The organism is Bacillus cereus group sp. MYBK95-2 (genome assembly GCF_051915225.1).
In the GTDB taxonomy this organism is placed as follows: Bacteria; Bacillota; Bacilli; order Bacillales; family Bacillaceae_G; genus Bacillus_A; species Bacillus_A cereus.
The window spans coordinates 60,692-75,741 of the sequence record NZ_JBQAEH010000010.1; the positions used below are offsets into that span (position 1 = coordinate 60,692).

Below are 15,050 nucleotides of genomic sequence, written 5' to 3' on the forward strand. Positions count from 1 at the left end.
TTACTCTCCCCCTGTAGCTAGTGCCATAATAGACTCTTGTGATGCCTCATCTTTCCCTAAAATTCCGCCGACTTTTCCTTCATGAATAACAAGAACTCGATCACTCATCCCTAAAACTTCCGGAAGCTCAGATGATACCATAATAACGGCATCGCCTTGCTCTGTAAGCTTATTCATAATAGAGTAAATTTCTTTTTTCGCTCCAACATCGACACCTCTTGTTGGCTCATCTAAAATGAGTAATTGCGGATGAATGCCTAGCCATTTTGCGATTACAATCTTTTGCTGATTTCCACCAGAAAGAGATTTCACTGCCTGCTCTCCGCTAGATGCTTTCACATTAAGAAGCTTCATCATATCCTCTGTAAACTGTTGTTCTAGCTCATTGCTTAGAACACTTCCCTTTGAAAGATTTTCTAAATTCGGTAAAGCTAAATTTTCTCGAATTGAAAAATCTAACACTAATCCTTCAGACTTTCTATCTTCTGTAATGAAAGCAATTCTTTGTCTAATTGCATCTATTGGACTATCAATCTTTACTTCTTGTCCATTTATAAAAATTTGTCCAGAGTCTAAAGGTTCATAACCAAATATCGCTTTCATAATATCAGTGCGACCAGCCCCCATCAAACCAGCTACACCAAGGATTTCACCTTTCCTCACTTGAAACGAAATATTTTCAAATTTCCCTTTCTTCGTTCCATTACGCATTTCAAAAATGACATCACCAATTTGACTATTTCGCTCTGGGTAACGTTCACCAATGCTGCGCCCCACCATCATACTCACTACTTCATCAAATGATGTTTCTGGAATTAATCTCTTTCCCACGTATTCTCCATCACGCAAAATCGTAATAGCATCACATATTGAGAAAATCTCTTCCATACGATGCGAAATGTACACGAATGAAACACCTTTTTTACGTAACTTATTGATTACTGTAAAGAGCGTTTCGATTTCACGATCCGTCAGTGCCGCAGTAGGTTCATCCATAATAATAACGCTCGCGTTTGTCATTAATGCTTTCGCAATTTCGATAATTTGCTGTTGTCCAACCGATAATTCCTCTGCTAACATAGCGCCTCTTACATGCAGCCCTAGCTCTGCTAGTTGCTGCTGCGCAATCGCGTTCATTTGTCGAGTGCGTAAAATACCTGTTTTCCCATACATTAACTCTTTACCGAGAAACATATTTTCAGCTACTGTTAAATTCGGCAATATGTTTAGTTCTTGATGTATAAATGCGATGCCGTACTCTTCAGCTTCTTTCGCATTTTTAAAGGTGCGCTCTTGCCCATCAATCTTGATTGTCCCACCATCTTTTTTGTATACACCTGTTAAAATCTTCATGAGCGTTGATTTACCCGCTCCATTTTCCCCCATCAATGCATGGACTTCTCCTGTTTCAATCATAAACTGTGCATTCTTCAAAACAGGATTGCCATTGAACGCCTTTGAAATGTTTTTCATTTCAATATGCATTCCCATCACTTCCCTTTATTAAAAAATCACGCCTGCATGTAAAATTACATTTGCATAAGGCGTAGCCTCGCCTGTACGAATAATTGCCTTCGCTTTCTTTGTATGCTCTTTAAATTGTTCATGAGATACATACTCAAATGCTGGCTCTATTAATTTCTGTTCGATCTCTTTATTTACTTCCGCATTATTTATAATGACTTCTTCTGCTAACGTCACTTTTTCGATTGCCATATCATCAGCTACAACTTGTAACACCTCTAAAAAACTCGGTTTTCCAATCTCAACAGCTAAATCAATTCGTTTTACTCCGTCAGGAATTGGTAAACCGCAATCAGCAATTACAACCGTATCTGTATGCCCAAGTGAAGCAAGGACTGCCGCGATTTCACTGTTTAATACACCATGCTTTTTCATCCAACAATCACCTGCACTTCACGTACTCGATCTCTCGTTGGCATACCGCCCTGTGCCCCAAGTTTCGTTACAGAAAGACCACCGGCAATATTCGCGAAACGAATTGCTTTTTGAAGTGTCTCTCCTTCAGAAAGTGCAACTGCTAACGCACCATTAAATGTATCACCAGCTCCAGTTGTATCCACTACATCAACAGCAATGCTAGGAACATGTACAATCTCTGTTCCATTATGGAAACGAACACCGTTAGAACCTTCTGTCATCAATAATTTATTTGGATACTTCGCCAATAAATCTTCAATTGGTGATGTAAAATCATCTAATACGATGCGGCACTCATGTTCATTTGGCGTAATATAAGTTGCTTTTTCTAAAATTTCTTCTGATAAAACTTGTGCTGGCGCTGGATTCAACATAACAGGAATATTATGTTCCTCACAAATAGCCAATACATATTTTACTGTTTCAAGTGGAATTTCTAGTTGAAGAACAACCATATCCGCTTTTACAAGAAGGTCTTTGGAGCGATCTACAACTGACTTATTTACAAGAGCATTTGCCCCTTGTACGACAACAATACTGTTATCTTCTTCTGCTAAAACGATATGAGCAATTCCTGTCGTTCTATCTGTAACCGGTACCACATAATCGATAAAAATGCGTTCGTTCTCTAAATTTTTTCTAACTACTGTTCCATAATCATCATTTCCTACCGCTCCAACCATTGCTACATTTGCTCCTAACCTAGCTGCAGCAACTGCTTGGTTTGCCCCTTTCCCTCCTGGGATTGTATGAAACGCTTCACCAATTACTGTTTCTCCTGCTTTCGGCCGTTTTTTTGAAACAGCCACTAAGTCCATTGAAATGCTTCCTACTACTGCAATATTTGGCATCTGTTTCATCTCCTTACTTCGTTGTATTTCGTTCTATAATTTCAATTGGCAAACGATAGTGTTTCTCTTCTAATGTATTTCCTTCCATTTGCTCTAACAACAACTCTGTTGCAATTTTCCCCATTTCATATATCGGTTGTGCAACTGTTGTAATAGATGGATACATCATTTCCGTTAAAGAAATGCCATCAAATCCGATAATTTGTAAATCATCTGGAATGGCAATCCCCTTTTGAAGTGCAGCCTTTACAATACCAATCGCAATTAAATCATTCCCAGCAACAATACCATCAATATGCGGGTATTCTTCTAATAATTCCATCGCTACACGCTCACTATTTGCTGGCTCAAACGTACTCTCCGCAATCATATACGAAAGATTATTTTGCGTAATAACGTCTACAAAACCTTCAAAACGTTCATTTGCAGTACTCACATCACGTGGTCCGCGAATATGTGCAATATGTTTACATCCTTTATCTAGTAACAACTTTGTCGCAGCCTGACTTCCTGCATAGTTATCTGCATATACAGTAGGAATACGCTCATTAAACATACGGTCAATCGCAACAACCGGAACAGATAAATTCATGTAATTAACACTATTTTGTGGATTCGTTGCTACAATAAATCCATCTACATTATTTTGTCTAAGTACATCAATGTATTGTTTCTCTTTTTCTAAACTTTCATCAGAGTTACAAAGAACAACTGTGTAACCTTGTTTATGTGCTACATCTTCTACGGCACGTGCAACTTCTGGAAAGAACGGATTCACGATATTCGGAACAACTAAGCCAATTAAACGAGACTTTTTATTATACAGTGAACGCGCTACTGTACTAGGCTTATAATCTAACATCTCTATTGCACGCTCTACCTTTTTTAATGTATCTTCATGAACATATCCATTTTTATTTAGAACTCTGGAAACGGTCGCAACAGATACTCCCGCTAATTTCGCAACGTCTTTAATCGTACTCATTCTCTTTTCTCCTCATTTCATGTAACCGTTTACAGAAAATAATATAACGTATTTCTAAAAATACGTCAATCATTTCTCACTAAAAAGCTTTTAAGGTTATACTCAAAAAAGCACCGCCATAAGGCGATGCTTCTTCATTACGAGTATGATACAGTTTTTTCTTTTTCTTCAACAGCAGGCTCTTCAGCATCTTTTTTACGATCTGATAGTTTAATTTTTTGTAAGAAAATCGTAAAGATGGCACCTACTACGATAAATACTAATCCTGTTAAGAATACAGTATGAAGCGAGTCTACTAAAGAGTTTTTCAAAATAGGTACAATGCTGTTAGCAAACGCTTCTGGCATTTGTTTTAATGCCTCTGGGCTAAATAGCATCGAATATAAACCTTGTGGATCTGTGTGAATCATATCTTTAAATTTCGTTACCATTTGTCCCGCTTCTTTCGGGAATGTATCTAATACAGGTACTAATTTATTTGTTAACGTTGTACCTGAAGTGTTATTCATAATTGATCCTAAAATTGTAATACCAAATGTTCCACCAATTTGACGGAAGAACTGACTTGATGACGTTACGACACCAAGGTCTTTTTTCGGGAAGCTTTCTTGTAACGCTAATGTTAATGTCGGCATTACAAGACCCATTCCTAAACCGATAACCATCATATAAGAAGTAGCTGTAAGCTTCGTTGTGTGCATATCCATCGTTGTTAATAACCAAAAACCACCGGCCATAATAAGCATACCTGCGATAATTTGTGGTTTTACACCAACTTTTAATACAAGTTGCCCACCGATAATACTCATTACAATCATTGTAATCATCATTGGAGTCATAATTGTTCCTGATTCAGCAGCACTTACTCCTACAATACCTTGCATGAAGAATGGTACGAACATAATCGCGCCGAACATTCCAATACTCATAAAGAATCCAATCGCATTCAGTATTGTAAATGTGCGATTTTTAAAGAAATGCATTGGTAAAATCGGCTCTTCAGCTTTCGTTTCAACAATAACAAAGCTAACGATACCAATTACAGCTAGTGCGAATAAACCGATAATTTGCCAAGAATCCCATGCATAATCTTTTCCGCCAAACGTTAGCGCAAGTAATAAACTTACAACACCTAGAATCATCGTAAAGATTCCAGCGATATCAATTTTAATTGGTCCTGTTTGTTTATGTGATTTTAATCCCATTGCAATAAAGATTGTTGCTAAAATACCAACCGGTAAGTTAATGTAGAATACCCATCTCCAGTTCACTGCATCTACAATCCAACCACCAACTTGCGGTCCAATTACAGAAGCAAGACCGTATAACGCACCAAAAATACCTTGCCATTTCGCACGTTCTTTTCCCGTGAACATATCTCCAATAATAATCATAGCCATTGGCATCATAATACCGCCACCAAGACCTTGAATACCACGGAAAATAATTAATTCTGTCATACCATTCGCCATACCACATAACGCCGAACCAATCATGAAAATAACTAGCCCTGTTATATATACGTTACGACGACCAAGTAAATCCGCTAATTTACCTGCAATTGGTACAACTGTCGTTGATGTTAACATATAAGCTGTCGTTAACCATGTCATTAAACTTAATCCGCCTAGGTCACCGACGATACGTGGCATTGCTGTACCAACAATTGTTCCATCTAATGCAGCAAATAGCATCGCGATTACTAAACCGATTAACAACAACTTTCTATTTTGATTTTCTTGTTGCTCCATGTAATCTCCTCAATTCCTCTTAGTTATTCTCTTTTTTCTCTTGTGTCCCGCAAATAATGGTTTCTAACTTCTCAAAGAGACGTAATAAATCTTCTCTTTCTTGCAACTCTAAATGTGAAAAGTATTTTGCAATATGCTCGTTGCGAGCTGTCATTGCCTCTTCTACTCTAGCTTTCCCCTTTTTCGTTAACTCGATGATGACAACACGACGGTCATCTTTGTCGTGATAGCGTTCTACAAGTTCTTGATCGATTAGACGATCAATCATCACTGTAATCGCGCTAGGCTTCACATACATCTTTTTTGCTAATGTTGTCGCTCTTGAAGCCCCATAATGATCTAAAATCTTTAAAATATAAAACTGCGGTGGTGTAAGTCCTGTTGCTTGCATTTGTTCTAATAACTCCGTCTGCATTTTCTTTCCAATCGAAAAGGCAAGAGCTTGAATTTTATCGATATGCGTCATATCATTTGGCATGTTATCCACCTCTTATTTAAACAATAAAATATTTAACGTATTTAAATATTAATCCCGCGAACAAAATCCGTCAATACTTTTATTCATAAAAACGTTTACATTTTTGTCACAAAGTTGTATAATTTTCGACGAAGTTAATATTGACAGTCACGGAGAAACGGAGTACACGGCTATGAATCATAAAAAAGGAAACTTTTTTATATTTCATGGCCTTTTTATATTCTCTGTCTTAAAACGCTTCGAATTAATTAGGGGAGGATTTTCATTTTATGTTTTTCACACAATTATTTAAACCTGCGCCCCACGCGGAACGCTTACCAGCTGATCGCGTTGATAGCGAATACCGTAAATTACGTTTACAAGTATTCTTAGGTATCTTCATCGGTTATGCAGGCTACTACTTTGTTCGAAAAAACTTTTCACTAGCAATGCCATACTTAATCGAGCAAGGCTTTAGTAAAGGGGAACTTGGGGTTATCCTTTCAGCAGTTTCTATTGCTTACGGATTAAGTAAATTTCTTATGGGTATCGTATCCGATCGTTGTAATCCTCGCTACTTTTTAGCAGCTGGGCTATTTTTATCAGGTATCATTAATATTATTTTCGGCTCATTTTCTTTCATTACAACGAGCATTATACTTATGTTTGTACTTCAGTTTTTAAATGGATGGGTACAAGGTATGGGATGGCCTCCTTGTGGTCGTACGATGGTGCACTGGTTCTCTATTAGCGAACGTGGTACAAAAATGTCTATTTGGAACGTCGCTCATAATGTTGGCGGAGCGCTTATGCCTTCCCTTGTAACATTAGGCTTATACTTCTTCGCAGATGACTGGAAAAGTATTTTTTACTTCCCAGGTATTCTTTCAATTTTAGTTGGTATTTATGTATTAATTACGATGAAAGATACACCTCAATCTTGTGGACTACCTTCTATTGAAGAACATACTGGGGAATATCCACCAGATGAAAAAGTAAAAGATCGCGAACGCGAACTTTCAGTAAAGGAAATTTTATTTAAATACGTATTAAACAATAAGTTTTTATGGTACATCGCTATTGCGAACGTTTTCGTATATTTCGTACGTTACGGCGTTGTAGACTGGGCTCCTACTTATTTAGTAGAAGAAAAAAGCTTTACTCATAGTAGCTCACGTACTGCTTACGCTCTATATGAATGGGCTGGTATTCCAGGTACACTTCTTTGCGGATGGATGAGTGATAAACTATTTAAAGGACGTCGTGCACCTGCTGGTATTCTATTTATGGTTGGTGTATTTATCGCAGTTCTTGTTTACTGGTTAAACCCTCCTGGTAATCCAATGGTTGATAGTATCGCACTTGTCGCAATTGGATTTTTAATTTACGGACCGGTTATGTTAATTGGTCTACACGCTCTAGATTTAGCACCAAAGAAAGCTGCTGGAACTGCAGCAGGCTTAACTGGATTCTTCGGTTACTTAGGCGGAGCAGCTTTCGCTAGTGCAGCTATGGGCTTTATCGTAGATGCATTCGGATGGGATGGCGGATTCATCTTATTACTTGCATCTTGCGTACTTGCAATGTTCTTCCTTGCTCTTACTTTAAATACAGGGTCAGTAAAATCAAAACAAGCTTAAATAATATATAACAAGCATAAAAATAGCTCTTAGCATTTACATACATGCTAAGAGCTATTTTTTATTTTCATTGCTGTTCCTACTAATGATAACAACCCATTCCTTCCCTACTATAAGATTAAAAGATTTGATGAAACACCTTTATTAAAACGGCTAACGTAACAGATGCAGCAAATCCCCCTAAACAAATAAGACTGACACCTTGGCTATATGACAAATTTTGAAATGATTTCATTACTTCCATCCTCCCTATCTCCCCTTTGATACTTTTATTTTACCAATGGGAAAAATTTCATAACATCGATTTCTCTAACAACTAACTTACAAATTTGTAAGTTAACATCTTTTCAACTTATATATCTAGTATTTCCACAAATAAGAGTCATTTATACATAAAAAAAGACCTCAGTTATACTAAGGTCTTCGTTACATTCTATTTCATTTTACAATCATCACTGGACATTTCACACGCTTTGCTATTTTATGACTTACACTTCCCAGCACCATTTCTTGCAGTGTATTGAGCCCTCTACTTCCAGCAATGACAAGATCTATATCTCCTGTATTCACATATTGAACAATTGTATCTCCAGGATCACCATGTAATATCGTAATTGTATAAGAAATGTTCTCTTTCTTTAATAAACCTTCAATCTCTTTTAATTTATCTTTTCGACTAGCTGATATTGTTTCTAAATCTGTTTGACCTTGTATAATATCTGATTTTGCCGTTCTATTATCTACTACGTACACAACTTCAACATTTGTTTCTTCGCTACATTTTGCAATATATGTTGCATGTTCCGCTGCTCGAAGTGCATGTTCAGAACCGTCACATGCTAATATAATTTGTTTGTACATATGCTGAATCCCCTTTTCGTTATCCTACTCGTATTATATAATAAAGCCCCCTAAAAAGGAGGCTTTTAACTAGCAATTCTTTTATTATAAGTAGCTAAATTTGCAACAAGTTTTGAGCTACGTTCATTTAATCCTGTTATACTTACTTTCACGCCACTTTGTTCATATTTCATAATAACTTTATCAATTGATGCCACTGCCGAATCATCCCATACGTGCGCATGAGTAAAGTTCATTTCGATTTCTTTTATATCTTCATCCAATGAAAAAGCATTTATAAAATCTGCTGTAGATGCAAAGAAGAGTTGACCGTGAATTTCGTATATTTTCTTATTTTCAATATATAAATGTTTCACGTGAATCTTTGCCATATTGAATGCAAATAAAACCGCACTAATTACTGTTCCGATAATTACACCTAATCCCAAATTATGAGTGATAAGAACGACCACGACTGTTACGATCATGACGAATGCGTTCCCTTTTGGCACTTTATGAATCGTTGCTACAGAGTTCCAATCAAACGTTCCGATTGAAACCATAATCATAACTGCAACTAAAGCTGCCATCGGAATATGAACGACATAATCTCCTAAAACGAATAGTAATACGATTAAAAATCCGCCCGCTACAAATGTTGATAGGCGACCTCGTCCACCTGATTTAATATTAATAACAGATTGACCGATCATTGCACAACCTGCCATTCCTCCGAAGAAACCAGCAACAATGTTTGCGATCCCTTGTCCACGTGCCTCTTTATGCTTATTACTTTCCGTATGCGTCATATCATCTAAAACTGAAGCTGTTAATAATGATTCTAGTAAACCGATAATTGCAAGCATAACTGCATAAGGTAAAATAATCCCTAATGTCTCAAGTGTAAAAGGCACGTCAGGAATACTAAAGAACGGTAATTCTTTCGGCAGGCTTCCCATATCTCCTACTGTTTTCAACTGTAATCCGCTCATAAGTGCAATACTCGTCACAATAATAATTGAAATAAGCGTAGAAGGTACAGCCGTTGTAATACGTGGAAATAAATATATAATTGCAAGTCCTAATACAACGAGTGCATACATTTGCCAAGTTGCATTTTTAAAATGTGGCAATTGCGCTGTAAAAACTAAAATTCCAAGTGAATTTAAAAAACCACTCATAACAGATTTCGGAACAAACTTCATAAATGAGCTCAGTTTGAACACGCCAAAAATAATCTGGACAATACCTGTTAATATTGTTGTAGCAAATAAATATTGCAAACCATGATCTTTAACAAGCGTTACCATTAATAATGCCATTGCACCTGTTGCAGCTGAAATCATTCCAGTTCTTCCGCCAACAAATGAAATGGTAACTGCAATACAAAAGGCTGCGTATAGTCCAACTGTCGGATCCACGCCTGCAATAACAGAGAAGGCTATCGCTTCAGGGATTAACGCTAAAGCAACGACAATTCCTGATAACACGTCCCCTTTCACATTAGAAAACCAGTCATTTTTTATCGTTTGAAACAAAATATCACTCCTCTACTCCTTTATAATTTGATTTTCTCCATAAGAAAATCTAGCCGACTGCACGAAAGCTATTATATAACGAGTAGAAGATTTTTTGCTATGTAAAAGTTTCCTAAAAATGATGTTACCTTCGTAGCTTCTTTTTTAGGAAACTTTAAATATACTATCACCTATTGTTGATTTAACGTACAATGATTTCGGATTCTACAGTATGTCAAATGAAGAAAACTTTGTTTGGATGGATGAAAAATGCACATGTAATTTAGTTCATTTAAAGTTCTATAGATATTTCCACTTCATATATGAGGTTTAGTTTGGATAGTTTAGGGTTAGAGGAGTTTATACTAATTTAATGAAAATAGTAAGAGCACTCTTTCGAGTGCTCATTTTATGCAGATACAGTTGCTTTATCCTTACGGAATATACCCATTAACCCACCGATTAATAGTAATACGCCTGGTAATAAGTAAATTATAGAAATACAAATAAATCCACCGATAGCAGCCACAGTCATCATAATACCGCCAACCTTCGCTTTACTTCTTACCATAACAGATCCAACAATTCCTAAGATTGATAGAGCCACAGCTCCCCAACCTAAACCAATAACAGTATTTGCTCCATCAGCTTCAAAAGCAGCTCCCATACCGCCGATCAATAAAGCAACAAATGCACAAATAATACCAAAAATACCTCCAATAAGACCTAATACAAATTCAGCTGTTCTTTTCATTTCAATCTCTCCTTATTTAGCAACTTCAAATTCAAATTTCACTGATTTCTCGTCAAATGTAAATGTAGGTTTAAATGTACCAACAAACTTATCGCCTTCTGGTACATCAAATAACATTTTGTTTGTAATTTGGTTACCTGGCGCAATATTTTCATTTATAAACGTATTTTCCCCACCAAAGTACTCTTTGAATTGGTTGCCGTTAGTATCAGCAATTTTTAATTCAGAAGTTCCAAAATATATATCTTTTTTGCCATTATTTTTAGCGTTAAAACCGATTTCTAGTACTTTCCCTTTTTCAGCTTTTACGTATTCGTTAGGCTCAACGAATTTAGCTGAACTGAAAGTAAGTTGTAGACCATTAACTTCTACAGTATCTCCAATTTTATAAATCTTGCTTTCAGCTTTTTCCTTTTTATCTTTCTTTTCAGCCTGTTTAGGAGCATCGTTTTTACTCACTTCTTTAACTTCAGTTTCACCACAAGCAGATAAACTAAAAGCAAGTGCACCTGTTAAAGCAATAGTACCCAATTTTTTATACATTCTTTTTCCTCCGATTATGTAAAATGTAAGATTTTCGAAACTATCATAACAGAAACAGTTACAACTTTTTTGTCATATTTTGTCGAGGAAAATAAAAAAAGACGCTATATCAGTAGCATCTTTTCTCATTTCATTAATGTCCACCGTGTCCTTGACCACTTTCCTGAACAATTTCTAACCTCTCATCTAGTATTCCTTGTGTTTCAAATGAAATATCACTCGTACTTCCTAATAAGAAACCGTGATTATATGGTCCAAGTGTTGGATCATCTTTAAACTTCGGCTGAATGCTTGCAAGGAAGTCATACACTGGTTGTGAAGCTTTACCTTCTTCTAATAATACAACAGGTGCGTGTTTACCCATATGTGAAAAAGGTGCCCCAGCAACTGCTAAATCTGGTGTTTTGCTTGAAACAAATGATAAACCGTGACCAGGTTTTGTGAATCCCCAGCCAAATTTTGTTTTTTCATCTTTAAACTTAGCGAACGCAATCGAGTTTTCTGTAGGGGTCTCTCCACTAATACGCGTTACTTTCCCGTATTTGCTTAGCTCTTTTTCTACTTCTTTTGAAACAATTTTTTCTGGCCCTAATACATATATATTTGCTTTATCTTTTCTCATTTTTAATGCCTCTATTGTCGCTTCTGGCACCTTATCTTTTTCTGTATATAAAAGCGGTTCTGGCATATGAGAAATCCAGTTTACAGCTGGTGTTGTATATAAACGTCCTTCTTCTTCAGACGAACCAATAATAACACTATTTGGGTAGCTTCCTGTTATATCGGCATACTCCTTATCAACATCCTTCGCAAATATAGCTGGATCTGTTTCTTTTATTTGTTTTACTTTATAACCTTTTAATTGCTCAAGCGCGCTAGTACCTACATCCCCCATCACCATAATTTGTGTTCCATCTTTCGTTCCGATTGGATTTAATCGTTTTATTTCTTTTAACGTCATTTCCGGTATCTTTTCTTTTTCTATAAATAAAATCGGCCCGTTATTCGGATGATGAATAAGGTCTGCACTCGCAATACCTAATTGCCACTCGCTTGCTGGTACTAAAATAACAGCACCTGGCTGGTTCTCCTTATGAGTTGCTGGCCATATCGTTTGTGAAGTTAATACTGCCATTTGCAAAGGGTCGTTTGTGTTTAATCTCGTTACATTTTTTAAACTTGTCGTTAATAAATCATTAGATGCACCTTGGTTCATTTCTTTTGGCGCCGTTACCTCCTGATTCATTTTCATTTCCTTTTGCTCTGTTTTCTTCTCTTTTGTAGATTCATGGTTTTTATGGTCTGTATTCGTTTGTCCGCATGCAGCAAGACCAACTGCTGTAATTATTGTTATCCCAAAAATTCGGGTCATTTTTTTCACTATACCGCCTCCGTATTAATCATTTTTGAGCCAATATGATTACCTAAAATGTAATTTCAACTCCACAATAACAAGCAATTCTGAAGAAATTATGCAGACACATCATAATCTGCACCATTTCTTCATGATTTTGCATTACACTTTAAGTAACGATTATAAATATGGAGGGCTCTCTATGATTGATATACTGCTCGTAGACGATGAACCGAGAATGCTTGAATTATTAACGCTTTATCTTACACCAATTGGATATAACTGCGTATGTGCGACTTCAGGAGAAGAAGCTATTTTACATATAGAAAATCGAAACTTTAAATTTGTTTTACTCGATATTATGATGCCAAAGATGGACGGATGGGAAACGTGCAAAAAAATCCGATCTTTTAGTAACATTCCTATTATTATGGTTACAGCTCGTGATCAAACAGTAGATGTCGTTCAAGGATTAAAAATTGGAGCCGATGATTACGTAACGAAACCTTTCCATGAAGAAGAACTTTTCGCAAGAATTGAAGCCGTTTTAAGACGTACAAATGAACATAAACAAATCCAATATCACGGTATTGTATGGGATGAAACAAAACACTTCGTTTCTGTCCATAATGAAGAACTCCTTCTCACACCAATTGAATTTTCTTTACTCGGATTATTTTTACGCCATGTGAACTACGTATTAAACCGTGATCAGCTCATCGAACGAATTTGGGGGTTAAACACAAATACAGAAGATCGCACAGTCGATTCACATATTCGTAATTTACGTGATAAATTGCGAAAAGCAAATTTCCCTATTGATCATCATTTAAAAACCGTGTATGGAGTAGGTTATCGATGGATTAATACTGAACAGTAAGGGGCAAAACGATGAAACGAATTTCAATTCAATTCGGATTTTATTTTTTAATTGTTACACTTTTAATTGAAAGTGTTCTCTTTATTTTGCTCTATTATAGTCTTGTAAACACTAGAGTAAATGAAGAAATGACAGCTTTATTAAAGCGAGGAAATAGTCATCGAGATGTACTTGAAAAATATTACGATGAGCAAACCATCTCTCACGTAGCATTAATGGAATCTGAAGCTGAAACAACTGTCGTTATTACAAATGCAAATAAAGAAATACTAGCTAAATCTAACGAAATAAACACGACTATAAACGATCATATTAGTAAAATGCAAACTCGAACAGACCATAATGGAGCGATTATAGAAAATCATTGGAAAACATCTAATTATATATGTACAGTTAGCCCCATTGTAGTAGATGGAAAACATGAAGGCTATGTGTACATGTTTCTTGGAACAGAATCAATTGAAAAGTTAGTTAATGGATTAACGAAACAATTCATTATTGCTGGTGCCATCACGTTTCTACTCACAGTCATCACAATTTTCCTATTATCTCGATTATTAACAAAACCATTGTTACACATGAAACATGCCACTGAAAAAATGAGTAAAGGTGATTTATCTGTTTCATTAACAACTACTCGAAATGATGAAATTGGTGAACTAGCATCATCTATTCAGACGCTCGCAAATGATCTACATTATATGAAAACAGAGCGAAGTGAATTTCTAGCAAGTGTTGCTCACGAATTACGAACACCGTTAACATACGTAAGAGGTTATGCTGACATTGCTTTAAAAGAAAACACCCCTTCTGAACAACGTTTGCGATATTTATCAATTATAAAAGATGAGTCTGATTACATTACAAACTTAGTTCAAGATTTATTTTCACTTGCACAAATGGAACAACATAACTTTTCTATTCAAGTAAAGGAAGTGCATTTACACACCTTCCTTACGCGTATATGTGAAAAAGTAAACGCCATGTATAAAGAAAGGTACATTAAAGTTTCTTTCTCTTGTCCTCCTACACTGCTAGTAAACTTAGATGAACAACGATTCGAACAAGTTGTTGTGAATATTTTAAATAACGCTTATAGACATTCAAAAGAGCATTCTCATATAAACATTTCTGTTACAGAAGAACATAAACATATTTCCATTGCAATTGAAGATGAAGGCGAAGGTATTCCGCTTGAAGACCTCCCTCACATTTTCGAACGCTTTTATCGAGTTGATAAAGCAAGATCACGAGCTACAGGTGGAACTGGTTTAGGACTATCTATCGTGAAAGAAATTGTAGAGCTACACGGCGGGACGATTACTGTCACGAGTGAAGTTGATCATGGATCTTGTTTTATCATTTCATTACCATCTGTAAAGAAACACGACTACCATCAGTAGTCGTGTTTCTTTATCCCGCATTAACGGGCAGTAAGACCCCCTACATCAAAATTCAGCGGAAGCAAAGAAGTTAGGTGGGGGATCAACTGCCCGTAAAAGCCCGATTGGTTCAACTAATAATCAGTGGGAGATGA

15 protein-coding genes are annotated in these 15,050 nt (G+C 36.3%); 3 read left to right on the plus strand and 12 right to left on the minus strand.

The window, feature by feature from the left end:
- The 6 genes from rbsA to ACTFN4_RS25190 all read right to left on the minus strand — a co-directional run bounded on the left by rbsA (position 1) and on the right by ACTFN4_RS25190 (position 6,006).
- Positions 1-1,485, minus strand: a complete 1,485-nt coding sequence (gene rbsA, locus ACTFN4_RS25165) for a ribose ABC transporter ATP-binding protein RbsA (protein WP_000546779.1) — start codon at positions 1,483-1,485, stop codon at positions 1-3.
- A gap of 18 nt (positions 1,486-1,503) precedes the next feature.
- On the minus strand, positions 1,504-1,899 hold the full coding sequence (gene rbsD, locus ACTFN4_RS25170) for a D-ribose pyranase (RefSeq protein WP_000716151.1): 396 nt from the start codon (positions 1,897-1,899) through the stop codon (positions 1,504-1,506).
- A complete protein-coding gene (gene rbsK, locus ACTFN4_RS25175) occupies positions 1,896-2,792 on the minus strand; it encodes a ribokinase (protein ID WP_001132865.1) in 897 nt (298 codons plus the stop codon). Before rbsK ends, rbsD begins: the two co-directional genes overlap by 4 nt.
- A gap of 13 nt (positions 2,793-2,805) precedes the next feature.
- Entirely contained in the window at positions 2,806-3,777 is a 972-nt protein-coding gene (rbsR, locus tag ACTFN4_RS25180; RefSeq protein WP_000104051.1) for a ribose operon transcriptional repressor RbsR, read from the minus strand.
- 137 nt (positions 3,778-3,914) lie between these two features.
- A complete protein-coding gene (locus ACTFN4_RS25185; RefSeq protein WP_000437647.1) occupies positions 3,915-5,528 on the minus strand; it encodes an MDR family MFS transporter in 1,614 nt (537 codons plus the stop codon).
- 19 nt (positions 5,529-5,547) lie between these two features.
- Positions 5,548-6,006: a MarR family winged helix-turn-helix transcriptional regulator gene (locus ACTFN4_RS25190; protein WP_001132365.1), complete on the minus strand. Its 459-nt coding sequence runs from the start codon at positions 6,004-6,006 to the stop codon at positions 5,548-5,550.
- A gap of 269 nt (positions 6,007-6,275) precedes the next feature.
- On the opposite strand from ACTFN4_RS25190, the gene glpT reads away from it, so the two are divergent.
- Complete coding sequence (glpT, locus tag ACTFN4_RS25195) at positions 6,276-7,625, plus strand: glycerol-3-phosphate transporter (protein ID WP_000466385.1); 1,350 nt, start codon at positions 6,276-6,278, stop codon at positions 7,623-7,625.
- Positions 7,626-7,743: 118 nt separating this feature from the next.
- On the opposite strand, the gene ACTFN4_RS25200 is transcribed toward glpT, so the two are convergent.
- From ACTFN4_RS25200 to ACTFN4_RS25225, 6 genes are all read right to left on the minus strand, one after another.
- Entirely contained in the window at positions 7,744-7,860 is a 117-nt protein-coding gene (locus tag ACTFN4_RS25200) for a DUF4027 family protein (protein ID WP_000834733.1), read from the minus strand.
- Positions 7,861-8,063: 203 nt separating this feature from the next.
- Positions 8,064-8,486: a universal stress protein gene (locus ACTFN4_RS25205; protein ID WP_000277999.1), complete on the minus strand. Its 423-nt coding sequence runs from the start codon at positions 8,484-8,486 to the stop codon at positions 8,064-8,066.
- A gap of 65 nt (positions 8,487-8,551) precedes the next feature.
- Positions 8,552-10,003 (minus strand): SulP family inorganic anion transporter, encoded by a 1,452-nt coding sequence (locus ACTFN4_RS25210; RefSeq protein ID WP_000487893.1) that lies wholly within the window; start codon positions 10,001-10,003, stop codon positions 8,552-8,554.
- 388 nt (positions 10,004-10,391) lie between these two features.
- Entirely contained in the window at positions 10,392-10,736 is a 345-nt protein-coding gene (locus tag ACTFN4_RS25215) for a DUF4064 domain-containing protein (protein ID WP_000831286.1), read from the minus strand.
- 12 nt (positions 10,737-10,748) lie between these two features.
- The gene (locus ACTFN4_RS25220; protein ID WP_000277063.1) at positions 10,749-11,279 is read right to left on the minus strand and encodes a DUF4352 domain-containing protein; all 531 of its coding nucleotides are present in this window, start codon (positions 11,277-11,279) and stop codon (positions 10,749-10,751) included.
- 133 nt (positions 11,280-11,412) lie between these two features.
- On the minus strand, positions 11,413-12,660 hold the full coding sequence (locus ACTFN4_RS25225) for a cell wall-binding repeat-containing protein (RefSeq protein ID WP_000738875.1): 1,248 nt from the start codon (positions 12,658-12,660) through the stop codon (positions 11,413-11,415).
- A 175-nt stretch (positions 12,661-12,835) separates the two neighbouring features.
- Here ACTFN4_RS25225 and ACTFN4_RS25230 point away from each other — a divergent pair, with 175 nt between their 5' ends.
- Positions 12,836-13,513: a response regulator transcription factor gene (locus tag ACTFN4_RS25230; protein WP_000565476.1), complete on the plus strand. Its 678-nt coding sequence runs from the start codon at positions 12,836-12,838 to the stop codon at positions 13,511-13,513.
- 11 nt (positions 13,514-13,524) lie between these two features.
- The gene (locus tag ACTFN4_RS25235) at positions 13,525-14,916 is read left to right on the plus strand and encodes an ATP-binding protein (RefSeq protein WP_439962949.1); all 1,392 of its coding nucleotides are present in this window, start codon (positions 13,525-13,527) and stop codon (positions 14,914-14,916) included.
- Positions 14,917-15,050 lie beyond the last annotated feature (134 nt).

Bases quoted from the DNA above. Each gene is read 5' to 3' on its own strand.
- rbsA (WP_000546779.1), bottom strand. From the start codon at position 1,485: ATGCATATTGAAATGAAAAACATTTCAAAGGCGTTCAATGGCAATCCT.
- rbsD (WP_000716151.1), bottom strand. From the start codon at position 1,899: ATGAAAAAGCATGGTGTATTAAACAGTGAAATCGCGGCAGTCCTTGCT.
- rbsK (WP_001132865.1), bottom strand. From the start codon at position 2,792: ATGCCAAATATTGCAGTAGTAGGAAGCATTTCAATGGACTTAGTGGCT.
- rbsR (WP_000104051.1), bottom strand. From the start codon at position 3,777: ATGAGTACGATTAAAGACGTTGCGAAATTAGCGGGAGTATCTGTTGCG.
- ACTFN4_RS25185 (WP_000437647.1), bottom strand. From the start codon at position 5,528: ATGGAGCAACAAGAAAATCAAAATAGAAAGTTGTTGTTAATCGGTTTA.
- ACTFN4_RS25190 (WP_001132365.1), bottom strand. From the start codon at position 6,006: ATGCCAAATGATATGACGCATATCGATAAAATTCAAGCTCTTGCCTTT.
- glpT (WP_000466385.1), top strand. From the start codon at position 6,276: ATGTTTTTCACACAATTATTTAAACCTGCGCCCCACGCGGAACGCTTA.
- ACTFN4_RS25200 (WP_000834733.1), bottom strand. From the start codon at position 7,860: ATGAAATCATTTCAAAATTTGTCATATAGCCAAGGTGTCAGTCTTATT.
- ACTFN4_RS25205 (WP_000277999.1), bottom strand. From the start codon at position 8,486: ATGTACAAACAAATTATATTAGCATGTGACGGTTCTGAACATGCACTT.
- ACTFN4_RS25215 (WP_000831286.1), bottom strand. From the start codon at position 10,736: ATGAAAAGAACAGCTGAATTTGTATTAGGTCTTATTGGAGGTATTTTT.
- ACTFN4_RS25220 (WP_000277063.1), bottom strand. From the start codon at position 11,279: ATGTATAAAAAATTGGGTACTATTGCTTTAACAGGTGCACTTGCTTTT.
- ACTFN4_RS25230 (WP_000565476.1), top strand. From the start codon at position 12,836: ATGATTGATATACTGCTCGTAGACGATGAACCGAGAATGCTTGAATTA.
- ACTFN4_RS25235 (WP_439962949.1), top strand. From the start codon at position 13,525: ATGAAACGAATTTCAATTCAATTCGGATTTTATTTTTTAATTGTTACA.